Raw genomic sequence first — 18,095 nt, 5'->3', positions numbered from 1 at the left:
ACAGCCAGCGCGGGATGATCGGCGAAGTGCTGGCCACCAGCGAGCGTTTGCGCACCGCTGTCGGGCAGGTGGCGAAAGTCGTCGAGAACACCGCAGAGCGTTCCGGTCGTCAGCAGGAAATGACTGACATGGTCGCGACGGCGGTTCATGAAATGGGCCTGACCGTGCAGGAAATCGCGCAGAACGCTGGCAACGCGGCGCTCGCCTCGCAAACTGCGCGAGATGAAGCGATGCAGGCGCGGGAAGTGGTCGGTGGTTCGATTCGGCATATTGAAAGCATGTCGGACGAGATTGGCTTGGCGGCAGGCGCGGTGGGTGAGCTGGCGCATCAAGTGGCATCGATCGACTCGGTGCTGGCGGTGATTCGCGGGGTGTCCGAGCAAACGAATTTGCTGGCGCTCAACGCGGCGATCGAAGCGGCGCGTGCTGGCGACATGGGCCGGGGTTTTGCCGTCGTCGCCGATGAAGTGCGCACCTTGGCGCGGCGTACGCAGGCGTCAACCGACGAGATTCAGCAGATGATCGGCAGCCTTAAACAGGGCGCGGAAAATGCCGTGTCGTCGATGCGCACCGGCCAGGCCGCGACGGGCACCGGGGTTGAGTCGAGCCAGCGTACCGGGGCTTCATTGACTGCGATTACCGGGCAGGTCGAGCGCATCAGCGACATGAACCATCAGGTGGCGACGGCGACGGAAGAGCAGTCGGCGGTGACTGAAGAGATCAACCGCAATGTGCAGGGGATTTCCGATCTGGCGCGGGCGACGGCGGGGGAGGTTCGGGCTTGTCGTGAAGACTGCCAGATGTTGCAGAAACTGGCGGATGATCTGGCGCGGCAGATGGGTGGGTTCAAGTTGAGCTGAGAGGTGCATTGTTTGAGCTGACGCCATCGCGAGCAGGCTCACTCCTACAGGGGAAAGCGCTCCAAATGTAGGAGTGAGCCTGCTCGCGATTAGATTTCAGCCACTACAAATATCCCGGATCAGAACCACGCATCCTGCATCGCCAGGCACGTATCATCCCGCGTCTCCAGCAGCGCCAGCTCATGATGGCAACCCGGCACTTCCCAGGTCAGGAAATACCGCGCCGCCTGCAACTTGCCCTTATAAAAGTCGGCATCCGCCGCATTGCCCTTGGCCAATCCTTCCTCGGCACGAATCGCCTGTTCCAGCCAGCGCCAGCCAATCACCGTGTGCCCGAACACTTTCAGGTACAACGCCGAATTCGCCAGACTGCTGTTGACCTTGCCCTGCGCCAGATCGGTCAGCAAACCAATGGTCACCGTTTGCAGGCGCGCCACCAGTTTTTCCAGTGGTTCACGCAGTGCGGTCAGCGATTCATACGCTGTCGCGCGCTCAGCAGTGTTGGCAATCAGGCGAATCAGTTGTTTAAGCCCCGCACCACCGTTCTGCGCCAATTTACGCCCGAGCAAGTCCAGCGACTGAATACCGTGGGTGCCTTCATGGATCGGGTTCAAGCGGTTATCGCGGTAGTACTGCTCCACCGGGTATTCACGGGTATAACCGTGGCCACCAAGAATCTGGATCGCCAGTTCGTTGGCTTTCAGGCAGAACTCCGATGGCCAGGATTTGACGATCGGTGTCAGCAAATCCAGCAACTCATGCGCCTGTTTACGCTCGGCTTCAGACTCAAGCGTGGTGGTGTCATCGAACAACCGAGCGGCATACAAACCGAGGTCAAAGGCGCCTTCGACGTAGGATTTTTGCGTTAGCAGCATGCGTCTGACGTCCGCGTGCTGAATGATCGCTACCGGCGCAGTGGTCGGGTCCTTGCTATCCGGTACGCGACCCTGTGGACGTTCGCGGGCGTACTCCAGCGAGTACAGGTAACCGGCGTAACCGAGCATCACCGCACCCATGCCGACGCCAATCCGCGCCTCGTTCATCATTTGGAACATGTAGCTCAAACCGCGATGTGGCTCGCCGACCAGATAACCGATGCACTCACCGTTATCGCCGAAGTTCAGCGCTGTGGAGGTGGTGCCGCGCCAGCCCATCTTGTGGAACAACCCGGCCAGCAGCACGTCATTGCGTTGGCCGAGGCTGCCGTCATCGTTGACCAGAAACTTCGGCACGATGAACAACGAAATGCCTTTAACGCCCGCAGGCGCGTCCGGCAGTTTGGCCAGGACCATGTGCACGATGTTTTCCGAGAGCGGGTGATCGCCGCCGGAAATGAAGATCTTGTTGCCCTTGAGGCGATAGCTGCCGTCAGACGCCGGCTCGGCGCGTGTACGAATATCCGACAGCGACGAACCGGCGTGGGGTTCGGTCAGGGCCATGGTGCCGAAGAAGCGCCCGTCGATCATCGGTTGCAGGAAGCGTTGTTTCTGCTCGTCGGTGCCAAAGCTTTCAATCAGATTTGCCGCGCCCATGGTCAGGAACGGGTAAGACGTCGAAGCGGCGTTGGCCGACTGGAAATGCGCGAAGCAGGCTTGCGACAGCAATGTAGGAAGTTGCATGCCGCCGGCGTCGAAACTTCTCGCGGCGTTGAGGAATCCAGCCTCAAGGAAGGCATCCACCGCCGGTTTCACTTCAGGAATCAGAATCGCCTTGCCGTCTTCATAGCGCGGCTCGTTCTCGTCACCCTTGCGGTTGTGCGGCGCGAAGTACTTCTCGGCGATGTTGCGCGCGGTGCCGATGGCGGCGTCGAAGGTCTCGCGGTTGTGCTCGGCAAAGCGCTCACGCCGGGTCAGGCCCTCGGCATCAAGGACTTCATACAGCTCGAAAGCCAGATTGCGGGAACTGAGCAGCGTCTCGGACATGGCGGCCTACCTGAAATTGGGGTTGGGCCGAGTCTAGGCGTGCTGATAAAGGCTGAACAGGATGATTGATGGGCGTGATACGGAAGCAAAAGATCGCAGCCTTCTGTAGGAGCTGCCGAAGGCTACGATCTTTCGATCTTTTGTAGGAGTGAGCCTGCTCGCGATAGCGATCTATCAGACACATTTATTTAACTGACAGACCGCTATCGCGAGCAGGCTCACTCCTACAGGGAATCGCACTCCAGGCGACCGTTGCGGGCGCCTGGAGTTACAGCGGTTTAGCCGATCGTCATCAAGCTCGCATTACCACCCGCTGCCGCAGTGTTAACGCTCAACGCCCGCTCGATCACCAGACGCTCCAGCGCAATGTTGGTCTCGCCCTGGGACAAGCCCTGAACCCCAACGATCGCGCCGGCACGCTTGGCAATCTGCTGGCAAACGCCGCGCAACTGGTCGGAATGGCCGTGATGCAGAACCGCATCAAACACCACTTCGTCTTTATTCCAGTCAGCAACCAGCTTGATCCGCGCCTGAATGTCCTTCGGCAGACGTGCGAACAATGCCTTGCTGATGTCGGACTCCGGCCATACCGCCGAACCTCCTACCGCCAGCACTGCTGCCAGTTGCGTCAGCAGATCGCCTTCAACCTCGGCCAGGCACAGCACGTGCTCGCGCGGCAGAATCGCGTAGCTGTTTTTCTCACCGGTCGGGCCGGCCAGTACGCGGGTGATGCCGCTCTGCGATTGCGCAGCGTACTGCACGCACAGCGTGCTCAAGTCGGCGTACTTGCTGCTTTCAGCCCAGGCTTTCAGGGCGTTCAGCGGTTTGCTCATGGCATCGCGCAAACGAACGTCCGGGGCGACAACAGCATCACCGCGAGCGAAGGATTGTTCGATGGCATCGGTAGGACGGGTCGCCAGCAAACGGTACAGGTACAGCGGGCCACCGGCCTTCGGGCCGGTACCCGACAGGCCTTCGCCGCCGAATGGCTGCACGCCGACCACAGCGCCAACGATGTTGCGGTTGACGTAGACGTTACCGGCATTGACGTTGTCGATCACCTTGGCGATGGTCTCGTCGATGCGCGTGTGTACGCCCAAGGTCAGGCCATAACCGGACGCGTTGATCTGGCCGATCAGTTGATCGATCTCTTTGCGCTTGTAGCGCACCACGTGCAGCACCGGACCGAAGATCTCGCGTTGCAGCTCGTCGAAGCTTTCCAGTTCGATCAGGGTCGGCATGACGAAGGTGCCGCGTTTGACCTCTTCAGTGTCGGCAATCGCGACCTGGTACACATTGCGACCTTTATCACGCATGCCCTGGATGTGCTTGTCGATGCCCGCCTTGGCTTCGGCGTCGATCACCGGGCCGATGTCCACGGACAGGCGCTCCGGGTTGCCGAGACGGCTTTCTGCCATGGCACCTTTGAGCATTTCGATGACACGATCCGCGGAATCTTCCTGCAAGCACAGTACCCGCAGCGCCGAGCAACGCTGACCGGCGCTGTCGAAGGCCGAGGACACCACGTCGATCACAACTTGTTCGGTCAGTGCCGAGGAGTCGACGATCATCGCGTTCTGCCCGCCGGTTTCGGCGATCAGCGGAATCGGGCGGCCCTGGCTATCGAGACGTCCAGCGATGTTGCGTTGCAGCAGACGCGCGACTTCGGTGGAACCGGTGAACATCACGCCTTTGACGCGCTCATCGCCAACCAGACCGGCGCCGACGGTTTCACCGCGACCCGGCAGCAATTGCAGCACGCCTTCCGGGATGCCGGCTTCGAGCAGCAAGCGCACGGCTTGCGCGGCCACCAGCGGAGTTTGCTCGGCAGGCTTGGCCAATACCGGGTTGCCGGCAGCCAGTGCCGCAGCCACTTGGCCGCTGAAGATCGCCAGCGGGAAGTTCCACGGGCTGATGCACACGACTGGGCCCAATGGACGGTGGGCGTCGTTGCTGAAATCGTTGCGCGCTTGCACCGCGTAATAACGCAGGAAGTCGACGGCTTCGCGGACTTCGGCGATGGCGTTGGCGAAGGTCTTGCCGGCTTCGCGAGCCAACAGGCCCATCAGCGGCTGGATCTCGCCTTCCATCAAATCAGCGGCACGTTCCAAAATCGCCGCACGTTCGGCGGGCGGGGTGGCCTGCCAGATCGGTGCAGCGTTCAGCGCGCATTGAATGGCGTTGTCGACGTCTTCGACAGTGGCTTCCTGAACGTGACCGACCACATCACGGTGATCGGCCGGGTTCAGCACTGGCGCAGGGGTTTCAGTGCTGGACGCGCAACCGAGCATCGGCGCAGCTTTCCAGTCGGTGTGGGCAGTGGCGAGCAAGGCGCAGGACAGCGAAGCCAGACGATGTTCGTTGGCCATGTCGATGCCGCTGGAGTTGGCACGTTCGGCACCGTACAGGTCACGCGGCAGCGGAATGCGCGGGTGCGGCAGGCCGAAACCACCTTCCACGGTCGCCATCTGCTCGATCTGCGCCACTGGATCGGCCACCAGCTCCTGAATCGAAATCGACTGATCGGCAATACGGTTGACGAACGAAGTGTTCGCGCCGTTTTCCAGCAAGCGACGTACGAGGTAGGCGAGCAGGGTCTCGTGAGTACCGACCGGCGCGTACACGCGGCACGGACGGTTCAGCTTGCCTTCGGAAACTTTGCCTACAACTTGTTCGTAAAGCGGTTCGCCCATGCCGTGCAGGCACTGGAATTCGTACTGGCCGGGGTAATAGTTCTGACCGGCAATGTGGTAAATGGCCGACAGGGTGTGGGCGTTGTGCGTGGCGAACTGCGGGTAAATGACTTCCGGTACCGACAGCAGTTTGCGTGCGCAAGCGATGTAGGAAACGTCGGTGTACACCTTGCGGGTGTACACCGGATAGCCTTCCAGGCCTTCGACCTGGGCGCGTTTGATTTCGCTGTCCCAGTACGCGCCTTTCACCAGACGGATCATCAGGCGATGACGGCTGCGGCGAGCCAGGTCGATCACGTAATCGATCACGTATGGGCAACGCTTCTGATAAGCCTGGATAACGAAACCAATGCCGTTCCAGCCAGTCAGTTGCGGCTCGAAGCACAGGCGCTCAAGCAGATCCAGCGACAGTTCGAGGCGGTCGGCTTCTTCTGCGTCGATGTTCAGGCCGATGTCGTATTGCTTGGCCAGCAGGGTCAGCGACAGCAGACGCGGGTACAGCTCGTCCATCACGCGCTCGTACTGCGCACGGCTGTAACGCGGGTGCAGTGCCGACAGTTTGATGGAAATGCCCGGGCCTTCATAAATCCCACGACCGTGGGAGGCTTTGCCGATCGAATGGATGGCTTGTTCGTACGACGCCAGGTACTTCTGCGCGTCGTGCTCGGTCAGCGCTGCTTCACCGAGCATGTCGTAGGAATAACGGAAGCCCTTGGCTTCGAACTTGCTCGCGTTGGCCAGTGCTTCGGCGATGGTTTCGCCGGTGACGAACTGCTCGCCCATCAGGCGCATGGCCATGTCGACGCCCTTGCGGATCATCGGCTCGCCGCTCTTGCCGATGATGCGGCTCAGCGACGAGGTCAGGCCGGCTTCGTTGTGCGTCGAGACCAGTTTGCCGGTCAGCAGCAGGCCCCAGGTGGCGGCGTTGACGAACAGCGACGGGCTGTTGCCCAAGTGCGGATGCCAGTTGCCGGTGCTGATCTTGTCGCGGATCAGCGCGTCGCGAGTGCCCTTGTCCGGGATACGCAACAGCGCTTCGGCGAGGCACATCAGCGCCACGCCTTCCTGGGACGACAGGGAAAATTCCTGCAGCAGGCCCTGAACAATGCCTGCACGACCGCCGGCACTTTTCTGGTTACGCAGTTTTTCCGCGATGGAAGCGGCGAGCTTGTTGGTGGCTTCAGCCATGGCGACCGGCAGGCGAGCCTGTTCGATCAGCATCGGCACCACTTCCGGCTCAGGGCGACGGTAAGCAGCGGTGATCGAAGCGCGCAGAACGGACTGCGGCAGGATGCTCTCGGCAAATTCGAGGAAGCATTGGTGGGCGTGATCGGTGTGGACTTCGCCTGCCTCATCGGCGTCCTTGGCGGTCAAACCGTTCAGCTCGGTCAGGGTTGCACCACCCTCGAGTTTTTCCAGGTAATTGAAAATTGCCTGCTTGATCAGCCAGTGCGGTGTGCGATCAATCGAGGTCGCGGCCGCCTTCAGGCGCTCGCGGGTCGGGTCATCGAGTTTGACCCCAAGGGTGGTGGTAGCCATATTTTTATCCTCATGGTTGCCACAGTTGCGTGGCATCAGCTGGCCGCAAGATTAGCCGCGCGCTGAAAGAGGTGCAACCGGGTGCAACCCTTTTTTTGTCGGAAAAATAAACGCTTCGTCAGGAATTATTTTCTGGTACTGAAGTGCCGCACTTGCTTGGTGCTTTTGCTTCTAGCAAAGCGCTCGGACTGCGCTAAAAGGGAGCAAAAACGGCTTATTTCTCGGTATATCCGACTAGGTGCAACTAATTCTCACGAAACTGGTTGCACCTTTTTTACTTTGTTGCATAGCATTCGCGCCCAAGGTGCAACCGGTATAAACCGGTGCATCGGCTGGTGGCTTTCCTGGGGAAACATCAGTCCTAAATGCGCGGGATCTGAAATCGTCTGCCAAACGTCGTCGTTTGCGTGCGGTTGATCACCGCTGCTACATAAAAACAAAGCCAGGGCGTAACTAATGAGCGTAAGCAATCCAACACTGATCACGTTCGTGATCTACATCGCAGCAATGGTGCTGATCGGCTTCATGGCCTATCGCTCCACCAACAACCTTTCTGACTATATTCTTGGCGGCCGTAGCCTGGGCAGCGTTGTTACTGCACTGTCTGCCGGTGCTTCCGACATGAGCGGCTGGTTGCTGATGGGCCTGCCGGGCGCCATCTACATGTCCGGTCTGTCCGAAAGCTGGATCGCCATCGGCCTGATCGTCGGTGCCTACCTGAACTGGCTGTTCGTCGCCGGCCGTCTGCGCGTGCAGACCGAGCACAACGGTGATGCCCTGACCCTGCCGGACTACTTTTCCAGCCGTTTCGAAGATAAAAGCGGCTTGCTGCGCATTATTTCAGCGATCGTGATTCTGGTGTTCTTCACCATTTACTGCGCATCCGGCATCGTCGCTGGCGCCCGTCTGTTCGAAAGCACCTTCGGCATGTCCTACGAGACCGCGCTGTGGGCCGGTGCTGCAGCGACAATTGCCTACACCTTCGTCGGCGGTTTCCTCGCGGTAAGCTGGACTGACACCGTACAAGCCACGCTGATGATTTTCGCGCTGATCCTCACGCCGATCATCGTGCTGCTGGCCACCGGTGGCGTCGACACCACGTTCCTGGCGATCGAAGCACAGGACCCAAGCAACTTCGACATGCTTAAAGGCACCACCTTCATCGGCATCATCTCGCTGATGGGCTGGGGTCTGGGCTACTTCGGTCAGCCGCACATCCTCGCGCGTTTCATGGCGGCGGATTCGGTGAAATCGATCGCCAAGGCGCGTCGCATCTCCATGACTTGGATGATCCTGTGCCTGGGCGGCACCGTGGCGGTGGGCTTCTTCGGTATCGCGTACTTCTCGGCGCACCCGGAAGTGGCCGGTCCCGTCACCGAGAACCACGAGCGTGTGTTCATCGAACTGGCGAAAATCCTCTTCAACCCATGGATTGCCGGTGTGTTGCTGTCGGCGATTCTGGCCGCTGTGATGAGCACCCTGAGCTGCCAGTTGCTGGTGTGCTCGAGCGCCCTGACCGAAGACTTCTACAAAACCTTCCTGCGTAAATCCGCTTCGCAACTGGAGCTGGTCTGGGTCGGCCGCGCCATGGTGCTGCTGGTTGCACTGATCGCGATCGCCTTGGCGGCCAACCCGGAAAACCGCGTACTGGGCCTGGTGTCCTACGCCTGGGCCGGTTTCGGTGCCGCGTTCGGTCCGGTGGTGCTGATCTCGGTAATCTGGAAAGGCATGACCCGCGACGGTGCACTGGCCGGTATCCTGGTCGGCGCGATCACTGTTGTGGTGTGGAAGCATTTCGAGGTGATGGGTCTGTACGAAATCATCCCGGGCTTCATCTTCGCCAGCCTGGCCATCTTCATCGTCAGCAAGCTTGGCTCGCCGACCACTGGCATGGTGCAGCGCTTCGAAGCGGCGGAAAAAGATTTCCACCTGAACAAGTAATTGTTCTGAGCTGACGCTCACCTGAAAACGGCCCGTTTCCTACAGGAGACGGGCCGTTTTTTATTGCCTGCAATTTCTTGCGGACACTGGAGAAACCTGTGGGAGCTGGCTTGCCAGCGATGAGGTCGACACATCCAACACATTGGGTGACTTACACACCGCCATCGCTGGCAAGCCAGCTCCCACAGGGTTTGGTGGTGAAGTTGGGGGATTTGTCTGTAGTCGAAGGCGCCGGTTTTTGCAGGGGCTTTCGTAAATGGAAGTAGGGCAAATCTGATTTCCCCGTCACCCACTCAATACCCCTTGCCCCTCATGCAGAATCGCCCGCCCTCACTCTGCAGAGAAACATCGGATGTTCGCGCCTGCCAATCAACCGCGCTTCACGTTGACCCTCGAAGGCGCCCAACATGACCTCAAGGTCCTTGAGTTCACGGGCAAGGAAGCCATCAGCCAACCCTTTCGTTTCGAGCTGGAGCTGGTCAGTGAGCGACCCGATCTGGACCTTGAAAGCCTGCTGCACTGTCAGGCGTTTCTGAGTTTTGATGCCGACGGTTCCGGCGTCCACGGTCAGATTTATCAGGTCGGGCAGGGCGATTCCGGGAAACGTCTGACGCGTTATCACGTGAGCCTGGTACCGCGTCTGACGTACCTTGGGCATCGGATCAATCAGCGTATTTTTCAGCACCTCAGCGTTCCGCAAATCATTGAGCGGATCCTCAAGGATCACGCGATCCTGCGCGATGCCTTCCAGTTCCACCTCGGCAGCGACTACCCGCCGCGTGATTATTGTGTGCAGTACGCCGAGAGTGATCTGGCGTTCATCCAGCGCTTGTGCGCCGAAGTCGGCATTCATTACCACTTTCAGCACAGCCCGGAAGGCCACTTGTTGGTGTTCGGCGATGACCAGACCGTGTTTCCGCGACTCGCCGAGCCGACGCTGTATCTGCCCGGCAGCGGCATGGCCGGTGGCGCCCCGGCGATCAAGCGTTTCAACGTGCGCGTGGAAACCCGCAGCAGCGTGGTCACGCGGCGCGACTACAACTTCATCAAGCCGCGCCTGCAACTGGAAAGCCGTATTGACGGCGAGCAACGCCCGGTACTGGAGGACTACCACTTTCCCGGCCAATTCAACGACCGTGAAACCGGCAAGCACCTCGCCCAGCGCGCGCTCGAAAGGCATGTCGCCGATTACCGTCAGGCCGAAGGCATCAGCGACGAATCCTCGCTGGTGTGCGGACATTTCCTACAGCTCACTGACCATCCGCGCCACGACTGGAATGATCTGTGGCTACTCACCGCCGTCGAGCACCATGGCCGACAGCCGCAAGTGCTGGAGGAATCGGTCACCAGTGATGGGGAAGAATTCCAGGGTTACCGTAATACCTTTCTCGCCACGCCGTGGGCAGTGTTCTTTCGCCCGCCGCTGGGCCCGGAAAAACCGCGAATGCTCGGTTATCAACCGGCGGTTGTCACCGGCCCGAAAGACACCGAGATCCACTGTGATGAGTACGGCCGGGTCAAAGTGCAATTGGCCTGGGATCGTGATGGCGAGCTGAACGAGCATTCCAGTTGCTGGCTGCGCGTTGCCACCGGCTGGGCCCATGATCGTTATGGCAGCGTGCTGATTCCACGGGTCGGCATGGAAGTACTGGTCGGCTTCATCGACGCCGATGCCGACAAACCGCTGGTGATGGGCTGTCTGCCCAACGCCGCGACGCCGGTGCCGCTCGATCTTCCGGCCGACAAGACTCGCAGTATCTTCCGCAGCCAAAGCAGCCCTGGCGGCGGCGGTTACAACGAACTGCGCATCGAGGATCGCAAAGGCGCCGAAGAAATCTACCTGCGCGCCCAACGCAACTGGACGCAGCACGTGTTGCACGATCAACAGGTGCAGGTCGATAACCAGCGCAGCATTGTCGTCACCGGCACCGCGCGGCATGAATTGAAGGCCGATGAACAACGCATCACCCACGGCCAGCGGCAAACCGCAGTGCGGCAGGACGATCACCTGACCGTGACCGGCGACCGACATATTCGCGTCAGCAGTCAGGCGCTCAGTGCCAGCGGGCAATTTCATGTCAGCGCTGGCCAGCAAGTGGTCATCGATGGTGGTGCGAGCGCAACCATTCAGGCCGGTGGGCAGTGGATCAACATCGGCCCTGGGGGGATTTTCAGCAGCGTGCCGATCATGGTCGGTGGCGCACCGATGGTGCCCATGAGTGCCGCGCCCGTTATGCCGGGGTTGCCGGAGAAACTGGCGGCAGCGCCCGCCGCCATGCTCACGCCGGCACAGATCATGAGCCTGAAAGGCGATGCACCGTTCTGCGAAGAGTGCGCGCGGTGTAAGGAGGGTGTTTGTGCCGTCTGAATGTCTAGCGCCGTCGGCGTGGCTGGCGAACGTACCGCTGAAACCGTCGGAGCAATTGTTCGCGATTTTCAGCAAAACCAGCGACGCCAATCCATCCAGGGCTTGGCAAGGGGCGTCGAGCCCAATCTGGGCGGACACTATTTACGCCGAGTGGGATGCGGTGATGCCCTTCGTGGGAATTGTCGCTGTGGACAGTGAGTTTCTCCATTGGGTGGCGGCTACCGAGTCTGTTGATTGGGGGTGGCTGGCGGTTTCCTCGGCGAGCCTTGAAGCGGTGGTTGAGCATTTTCGCAGTCTGACTCAGGTGCTGATGCCGGACGGCAAAGCAGTGTTTTTCCGGTTTTGGGATGGGCGGTTTTTGTCGCCGATCTTGCAGTCCGAGGCGGTCAGCGCGGCGCAGTTGTTGCCGGTGATTTCGCGTGGGCTGATTAACGGTCAGGCCATTGATATTGGAGGAGCGGCGCCGGTTGGCGGGCGGGTGTTTCCATGGTGGACAGTGCCTGATTCGGTATTGGCGGCGGGCGGAGCTGATGTTCAGGTCGGTAATGCTGTGCAGTGGCTGAGTGAAGAGCATCCGGCGCTGTTCGAGGCGTTTCCCGACCCGGTTTTGCGCTGCAAGGTCAGGCAGTTTTTTCAGGTTTCGGCGTCGGAAGATTCGACGCAATCGGCGTTATTGGCGTTTTTGCTGGCAGAGTCGGTGTGAGTTTTCCGGGCGAAGGCTTCGGACGTTTCCTTCGAGTTGCGGCGGTTTTCATGAACTGGTGGGCGGTGGGTTGCAGGGATAGTCTTTTCGTTGTCACTGCGAGAGTGGTGGCAGGGTGTAGGAGCCCTACCTAAGGTGCATCAGCGCTGTTGATTAATCTGCGGCACGTAGTTCGTGTCAGCAATATCGTTAGCGGCGGCTGTGTGCGGGACACGTTTCGGCGTGGCCGAATTCCTTGGGTCGGTTCCTACTCCCGCGCACAGCTGCCACCCAATCCCGTAGGAAGGAATGTGGCAGTTCATTTTCACATCCCTTGGAAGAACAAATGACGACGCTCAAGCCCGATCCTCCCTACGAAAAATTCATCCCCCATCCCGCCAACCGCTTCATGGCCCTGACCAGCAATTGCAGCGACATGCCCACCCTGTTCGTCGACACCCACGCGCCCCTCGACATCCTCCTGGACGCCGCCAACTACCGCCTCCGCGCCGTGGTTCAAGTGTTGGAGAACCTGTGCATGCGCGGCTCGGTCGAGTGCGATTCGATCATCCTCAGCGACTTCGCCATGCTCTGTGCGATCCCGCTGCGCGATGGCTGTGATGTGCTGGATGTTATTGGGCGCAGGTTGGGCGGCATGCCGTCCTGACGGCTCAAGATCAAAAGATCGCAGCCTGCGGCAGCTCCTACATGAATCGCCGTGTAGGAGCTGCCGAAGGCTGCGATCTTTTGACTCTCAAAAAGGCTCAATCAACAACGATGTAAGCATCCTGAGCCCGAATGAAACGCTCGAACGCCTCTGAGTTGTAAACCTGCAGGCAAGCATGGAAGACCATTTTTTCATCGGAGTATTTGCTGTTGGCGGAGGTCAGGTCATACGCCGCAGAGACATGGTTCCTCGTCTCTTCATAGGGATCGTGCAGTACCTGCAGCGTGTCTTCATTTTGCAGGACTGTGTGCATGCCCTTGCCCATGAACGAGTAGGCACCGGCGGCCAATGCGATGTCTTTTCTCAGGGCGGATTGCTCATTGAATGGCGCCAGGAGGCAGTGGCTCAAGCCGTAATTCTTGAGGGTTTGCCGGGCTTGATCGGTGTGGTTCTCGTCCGCCAGGGCTTGGGATGAGCACAGTAGGCACAGAGAGAAAATGATCGGATGCCGCATGAAGTTCTGACGTCCTGTCGGGAAATACGCGTCAGTTAAGCGAGTAACTGACCCTTTGGCGAGAGGATCTTGTTGTCTGTGATTGCCCGCTCGGCTGTGAGGCCCTGACTTGCCGCCCGGTAAAAGGTAAACTTTGCGCCCTTCGCAGGAGCAGCCATGAATTATCGTCACGCCTTCCATGCCGGCAATCACGCCGATGTGTTCAAACACCTGACCTTGACCCGCCTCATCGCCCTGATGTCGCGCAAGGAGCAGCCGTTTGCCTATCTCGACACACACGCCGGCATCGGTCTGTATGACTTGCAGGGCGATCAGGCCAATCGCACCGGCGAATACCTGGAAGGCATCGCGCGTTTGTGGGAGCAGCCGGATCTGCCGGCGCTGACCGCCGACTACATGAAGGTGCTGCACGAGATGAACCCGGATGGCCAGTTGCGCTATTACCCGGGTTCGCCGGAGCTGGCGCGACGGCTGACGCGGCCGCAGGATCGGGTGATGCTCAACGAGAAGCACCCGGAAGACGGCGTGCTGCTCAAGGACAACATGGCCGGTGATCGTCGGGTCAAGGTGCATCTGGGTGAGGGCTGGCACGTGCCGCGGGCGATGTTGCCGGTGCAGGAAAAGCGGGCGGTGATGTTGATTGATCCGCCGTTCGAGCAACTCGACGAGATGCAACGTTGCGCGGCGTCGTTGAAAGAGGCGATTGGCCGGATGCGCCAAACCGTGGCGGCAATCTGGTACCCGGTCAAGGACCAGCGTGCGCTGCGTCGTTTTTATCAGGACTTGGCTGGCACTGGTGCGCCGAAGTTGCTGCGCGTGGAGTTACTGGTGCATCCGCTGGACACGCCGAACAGCCTGAATGGCTCGGGCATGGCGATAGCCAATCCGCCGTGGGGGCTTGAGGAAGAATTGCGCGAGCTGCTGCCGTGGTTGTCGAAGAAGCTTGGGCAGACCCAGGGCGGGTGGCAGATGGACTGGTTGATTGCCGAGAGCTGATTAACGGCAAGATCAAAAGATCGCAGCCTGCGGCAGCTCCTACAGTGGTTAGTGTCGTCCACCAATGTGCGGACGATCACGGACATGTAGGAGCTGCCGCAGGCTGCGATCTTTTGCTTTCAGGCTTTAGTTACCCGCCAAACTCGCTGGCATGCACACGCCGGTGCCGCCAATCCCGCAATAGCCTTCAGGATTCTTTGCCAGATACTGCTGGTGATACGTCTCGGCGAAGTACACGGTCGGCGCCTGTTCGATTTCGGTGCTGATTTCACCCAGACCGGCCTTCGACAGTTCAGCCTGATAGGTCGCCTTGCTCTTCAGCGCCGCATCCAGATGCGCAGGCGAGGTCGCGTAGATCACCGAGCGGTACTGCGTGCCGATGTCGTTGCCCTGACGCATGCCCTGCGTCGGGTTGTGCAGTTCCCAGAACATCGCCAGCAACTCTTCGTAGCTGACTTTATCCTTGTCATACACCACCAGCACCACTTCGGCGTGGCCGGTGAGGCCCGAGCAGACTTCTTCATACGTCGGGTTCGGCGTGAAACCGCCGGCATAACCGACCACCGTGCTGACCACGCCTTCGCGCTGCCAGAAGCGACGCTCTGCGCCCCAGAAGCAACCCAGACCGAAAATCGCAAAGTCGACGTCCTGGAAAAACGGGCCAAGCAGCGGGGTTTCTTCGAAGACGAAGTGCTTTTCAGGCAGGGTCATTGCGGTTTCGCGGCCAGGCAGAGCTTGTTCTTTAGTCGGGAGCACGTTTTTGTTCACCAGAATTTCCGAGCGCAGAACCATGATCGTTCCTCTCAGTCAGGATGGGATGTAAAAAGTCAGACCGCCAGTGTGCCCAATGATGCCCGACTTCGCACTACCCAATGTAGGAGCTGCCGCAGGCTGCGATCTTTTGATCTTGTCTTTAAAAAACAGGATCAAAAGATCGCAGCCTGCGGCAGCTCCTACATGAACGGGCGGCGGGGGTTAGAGGCAGAGCGGGCCGCGTGGGTAGCGTTTCAGCGCCTGGATCAGTTCGGCGCCGGGGATTGGCCGGTCGAACAGGTAGCCTTGGCCGACGTCGCAGCGGTGCCGGCGCAGGAACGCCAATTGCTCGGCGGTCTCGATGCCTTCGGCCACGACCTTGAGCTTCAGGTTGTGTGCCATGGCGATCACCGCAGAGGTGATTTCCATGTCGTCCTGGTTGTCGGGGATTTCGTGGATGAAGCTGCGATCGATCTTGATAATGTCGATCGGGAATTTCTTCAAATAGCTCAGCGACGAATAACCGGTGCCGAAGTCATCCATGGCCAGGGTCAGGCCCAGGCGCTTGAGCTGATCGAGCTGCAAGTGCGTGTCTTCGGTGGCTTCCAGCAGCAGGCCTTCGGTCAGTTCCAGTTCGAGCAGATTGGCCGGCAGCGCTTCTTCCTTGAGGATGTTGGCGATGGAGGCGACCAGGTCCGGGTCGGAGAACTGCTTCGGCGAGAGGTTGATCGCCACTTGCAGATTGCCCATGCCGGCAGCGGTCAGCGCTTTGCTCATGCGGCAAGCCTGACGCGCAATCCACTTGCCGATCGGAATGATCAGGCCGGTCTCTTCGGCGACGCTGATGAACTGATCCGGGCGAATCATCCCGCGTTCCGGGTGGTTCCAGCGCAACAGCGCTTCCATGCCCAGCAGACGACCGCTGCGCAGGCACAGCTTGGGCTGGTAGAAAACGTCCAGCTCATTCTGGGTCAGGGCGCGGCGCAGGTTGTTCTCGACGAACAGTTTGTAACTGGCCTCGGCGTTCAGCGCCTCGGTGAAGACTTGCACCTGATGTTTGCCGTTGGCCTTGGCCTTGTGCAGCGCCAGACCGGCGTTGCGCATCAGGGTTTGCGGGTCGCGGCCGTGCAGCGGCGCGCAAGCCAGACCGACCGAGCCGGTGACGCTGATCAACTGGTTGTCGACGAACATCGGTTTATCCAGCGTCGCCAACAGTTGGTTGGCGATCTGCTGACCGGTCGCCAGATCGGTGTCGTCGAGCAGCACGGCAAATTCGTTACTGGCGAAACGCGCGAGGCTGCCGCTCGGGCTAAGGCTGTTGCGCAGACGTCGGGCCAGGCTGATCAGCAGTTTGTCGCCGGTCTGGTGGCCGAGGCTGTCGTTGATCCGCTTGAAGTTGTCGATGTCGACCAACAGCAGGCTGATCGGGGTATCGCTATCGCGGGCGAAGCGTTCGTCCAGATTGCGGATAAACGCCGGGCGGTTACCGAGGTTGGTCAGGTTGTCGGTGTAGGCCAGGCGCTCGATGCGCTGTTGCGCCAGTTTGGTCTGGGTGATGTCTTCGTAGATGCCGATGTAATGCGTCAGTTCACGGTTATCGCCATACACCTTGGAGATCGACAACTGGCCCCAGTACGGTTCGAGGTTCTTCCGGCGGCTCTTGAATTCGCCCTGCCAACTGTTGCTCTTGGCCAGCGCCGAGGGCGCGTCGAACAACAGTTCGCTGAGGTTCTCCAGGGCCGGCAACTCGGACAGGCGCTGACCGTGGACTTCCTCGGTGGTGTACTGGGTGATCGCGGTGAAGCTCGGGTTGACGTACTCGACCACGCCGTCGCAATTGACCAGCAAAAACGCGTTGGCGCTTTGCTCGACCGCACGCTGGAACAGGTGCAGGGCGCTGGTGGCGGTGCGGCGGTTGTGATTGTTGATGACTTGCGCGAACTGGTCGGCCAGCTCGCCGGCAAAGGCGATTTCATCGGACTGCCAGGCGCGGGTGACGCCGGTCTGCTCCAGGCACAACACGCCGACCACTTGGCCGTCGACACGGATACTGGCGTCGAGCATCGCGTTGACGTCGCGCGGGCGCAGCGCCTCGGCCATCTCGCGAGTGCGCGGGTCGCGCATCGCGTTGTGCGCGTCGATCGCACGGCTGCTGTGCAACGCTTCCATGTAGTCGGGGAAACTGCTGATGTCGATCACGTCTGGCAGCAGGTATTCCTGCGTCGCGCGGTGGTACGCCGAGATCGGCACCAGTTGCTGGCCTTCGAGATTCCACAGGCTGGCGCAGTCGATTTCATAGATATCGCAGGCGCAGCGGGTGATCAGTTCGGCGGCTTCTTGCAGCGAATTGTGCGTGCTGTAGCGCTGACGGGCGAGCAGCAGAATCAAGTCCTGCTGGGCGCGCACGCGTTCCAGATGTTGCAGTTGCTCTTGCTGGGCGCGCTGGTTCAGCTCCAGAGCGATTTGCAGACGTGAATTCTGGGTTTCAAGGTCGACGGAAGGCAGTGGCGATGCTTCATCCAGCGCTTCACCGACGGCCAACAAGTAGCCGCGCAGCAAATGGCGGTTATGTTGTTTATAGGCTTCGCCGAGTTCAAGGATGCTCAGTGCGCCGGCCGGGGTGTGCAGGGTGTAGCGCACCAGATAATGCGGGCTGGCGCCGAGTTGTTGCTGGATGGTGTCGTGCAGCTGATAGCGCGCTTCCGGCTCCATCAGGCTGGCGTAGGGGGCGCCGACCAGAGCGCACAGCTCGACAGCCGGTTGCCCGAATTGGCGTTCGCAGTTGGGGTCGAGGAACAGCATTGCCCAACTGGCTTCATTCAAGCGCTCGAAACGCAGCATGCCGAGCCGCGAGGGCACAGGCAACTGCGTCACTACCTCGGCCGCCATACGGCTGGCGGCATCGGGTTGGCTCTTCATGAAGGGAACTCGCTTGGAAATATGCTGAACGCGCCGGGCTCTCGCCCTCTTAAACGTTGCCTGCGGCAAGGTTGCATCATTGCGGCACTGACTGACAAGAGACATGAAGGCCAAGTGCTATAAGAATGTGTCGGCTGCGCTGAACATTTCTCCAGCGTGGGGGTGAAAAGAGCAAAAGATCGCAGCCTGCGGCAGCTCCTACAGGGCAACGCTCCCCATGTAGGAGCTGCCGAAGACTGCG

General features: G+C 60.0%; 11 protein-coding genes. 6 read left to right on the top strand and 5 right to left on the bottom strand.

The features are described 5' to 3' along the window. The first annotated feature begins 14 nt into the window (after window positions 1–14). On the top strand, window positions 15–860 hold the full coding sequence (locus ACZZ0B_RS23825; RefSeq protein WP_463546962.1) for a methyl-accepting chemotaxis protein: 846 nt from the start codon (window positions 15–17) through the stop codon (window positions 858–860). Between the two features lie 119 nt (window positions 861–979). Here the strand turns inward: ACZZ0B_RS23825 and ACZZ0B_RS23820 are convergent, their stop codons facing one another. Then, window positions 980–2,782: an acyl-CoA dehydrogenase gene (locus ACZZ0B_RS23820; RefSeq protein WP_008077582.1), complete on the bottom strand. Its 1,803-nt coding sequence runs from the start codon at window positions 2,780–2,782 to the stop codon at window positions 980–982. A gap of 278 nt (window positions 2,783–3,060) precedes the next feature. Continuing rightward, window positions 3,061–7,014 (bottom strand): trifunctional transcriptional regulator/proline dehydrogenase/L-glutamate gamma-semialdehyde dehydrogenase, encoded by a 3,954-nt coding sequence (gene putA, locus ACZZ0B_RS23815; RefSeq protein WP_463546379.1) that lies wholly within the window; start codon window positions 7,012–7,014, stop codon window positions 3,061–3,063. A gap of 456 nt (window positions 7,015–7,470) precedes the next feature. Between putA and putP the strand changes: the two genes are divergently transcribed. The 4 genes from putP to ACZZ0B_RS23795 all read left to right on the top strand — a co-directional run bounded on the left by putP (window position 7,471) and on the right by ACZZ0B_RS23795 (window position 12,672). Then, a complete protein-coding gene (gene putP, locus ACZZ0B_RS23810) occupies window positions 7,471–8,955 on the top strand; it encodes a sodium/proline symporter PutP (RefSeq protein WP_008077579.1) in 1,485 nt (494 codons plus the stop codon). 352 nt (window positions 8,956–9,307) lie between these two features. Beyond that, on the top strand, window positions 9,308–11,323 hold the full coding sequence (locus ACZZ0B_RS23805; protein WP_463546378.1) for a type VI secretion system Vgr family protein: 2,016 nt from the start codon (window positions 9,308–9,310) through the stop codon (window positions 11,321–11,323). Next, complete coding sequence (locus tag ACZZ0B_RS23800) at window positions 11,313–12,026, top strand: DUF4123 domain-containing protein (protein ID WP_463546377.1); 714 nt, start codon at window positions 11,313–11,315, stop codon at window positions 12,024–12,026. Before ACZZ0B_RS23805 ends, ACZZ0B_RS23800 begins: the two co-directional genes overlap by 11 nt. 325 nt (window positions 12,027–12,351) lie before the next feature. Then, a complete protein-coding gene (locus tag ACZZ0B_RS23795; protein WP_008081382.1) occupies window positions 12,352–12,672 on the top strand; it encodes a hypothetical protein in 321 nt (106 codons plus the stop codon). 97 nt (window positions 12,673–12,769) lie between these two features. Here ACZZ0B_RS23795 and ACZZ0B_RS23790 read toward each other — a convergent pair whose 3' ends face one another. Further along, complete coding sequence (locus ACZZ0B_RS23790) at window positions 12,770–13,366, bottom strand: hypothetical protein (protein ID WP_440094873.1); 597 nt, start codon at window positions 13,364–13,366, stop codon at window positions 12,770–12,772. On the opposite strand from ACZZ0B_RS23790, the gene ACZZ0B_RS23785 reads away from it, so the two are divergent. After that, window positions 13,343–14,182, top strand: a complete 840-nt coding sequence (locus ACZZ0B_RS23785; protein ID WP_008081379.1) for a 23S rRNA (adenine(2030)-N(6))-methyltransferase RlmJ — start codon at window positions 13,343–13,345, stop codon at window positions 14,180–14,182. The two genes, ACZZ0B_RS23790 and ACZZ0B_RS23785, sit on opposite strands and share 24 nt — an antisense overlap. Window positions 14,183–14,308: 126 nt before the next feature. Here the strand turns inward: ACZZ0B_RS23785 and msrA are convergent, their stop codons facing one another. Together msrA and ACZZ0B_RS23775 are read right to left on the bottom strand one after the other, a co-directional pair. Then, complete coding sequence (gene msrA, locus ACZZ0B_RS23780) at window positions 14,309–14,974, bottom strand: peptide-methionine (S)-S-oxide reductase MsrA (RefSeq protein ID WP_463546376.1); 666 nt, start codon at window positions 14,972–14,974, stop codon at window positions 14,309–14,311. 183 nt (window positions 14,975–15,157) lie between these two features. Continuing rightward, entirely contained in the window at window positions 15,158–17,854 is a 2,697-nt protein-coding gene (locus ACZZ0B_RS23775) for a putative bifunctional diguanylate cyclase/phosphodiesterase (protein WP_008081374.1), read from the bottom strand. Between the last annotated feature and the right edge of the window lie 241 nt (window positions 17,855–18,095).

This window comes from Pseudomonas sp. AC247, assembly GCF_979258015.1.
This window is presented reverse-complemented; position numbering and strand designations above follow the sequence as displayed.

Bases quoted from the DNA above. Each gene is read 5' to 3' on its own strand.
- ACZZ0B_RS23825 (WP_463546962.1), top strand. From the start codon at position 15: ATGATCGGCGAAGTGCTGGCCACCAGCGAGCGTTTGCGCACCGCTGTC.
- ACZZ0B_RS23820 (WP_008077582.1), bottom strand. From the start codon at position 2,782: ATGTCCGAGACGCTGCTCAGTTCCCGCAATCTGGCTTTCGAGCTGTAT.
- putA (WP_463546379.1), bottom strand. From the start codon at position 7,014: ATGGCTACCACCACCCTTGGGGTCAAACTCGATGACCCGACCCGCGAG.
- putP (WP_008077579.1), top strand. From the start codon at position 7,471: ATGAGCGTAAGCAATCCAACACTGATCACGTTCGTGATCTACATCGCA.
- ACZZ0B_RS23805 (WP_463546378.1), top strand. From the start codon at position 9,308: ATGTTCGCGCCTGCCAATCAACCGCGCTTCACGTTGACCCTCGAAGGC.
- ACZZ0B_RS23795 (WP_008081382.1), top strand. From the start codon at position 12,352: ATGACGACGCTCAAGCCCGATCCTCCCTACGAAAAATTCATCCCCCAT.
- ACZZ0B_RS23785 (WP_008081379.1), top strand. From the start codon at position 13,343: ATGAATTATCGTCACGCCTTCCATGCCGGCAATCACGCCGATGTGTTC.
- ACZZ0B_RS23790 (WP_440094873.1), bottom strand. From the start codon at position 13,366: ATGGAAGGCGTGACGATAATTCATGGCTGCTCCTGCGAAGGGCGCAAA.
- msrA (WP_463546376.1), bottom strand. From the start codon at position 14,974: ATGGTTCTGCGCTCGGAAATTCTGGTGAACAAAAACGTGCTCCCGACT.
- ACZZ0B_RS23775 (WP_008081374.1), bottom strand. From the start codon at position 17,854: ATGAAGAGCCAACCCGATGCCGCCAGCCGTATGGCGGCCGAGGTAGTG.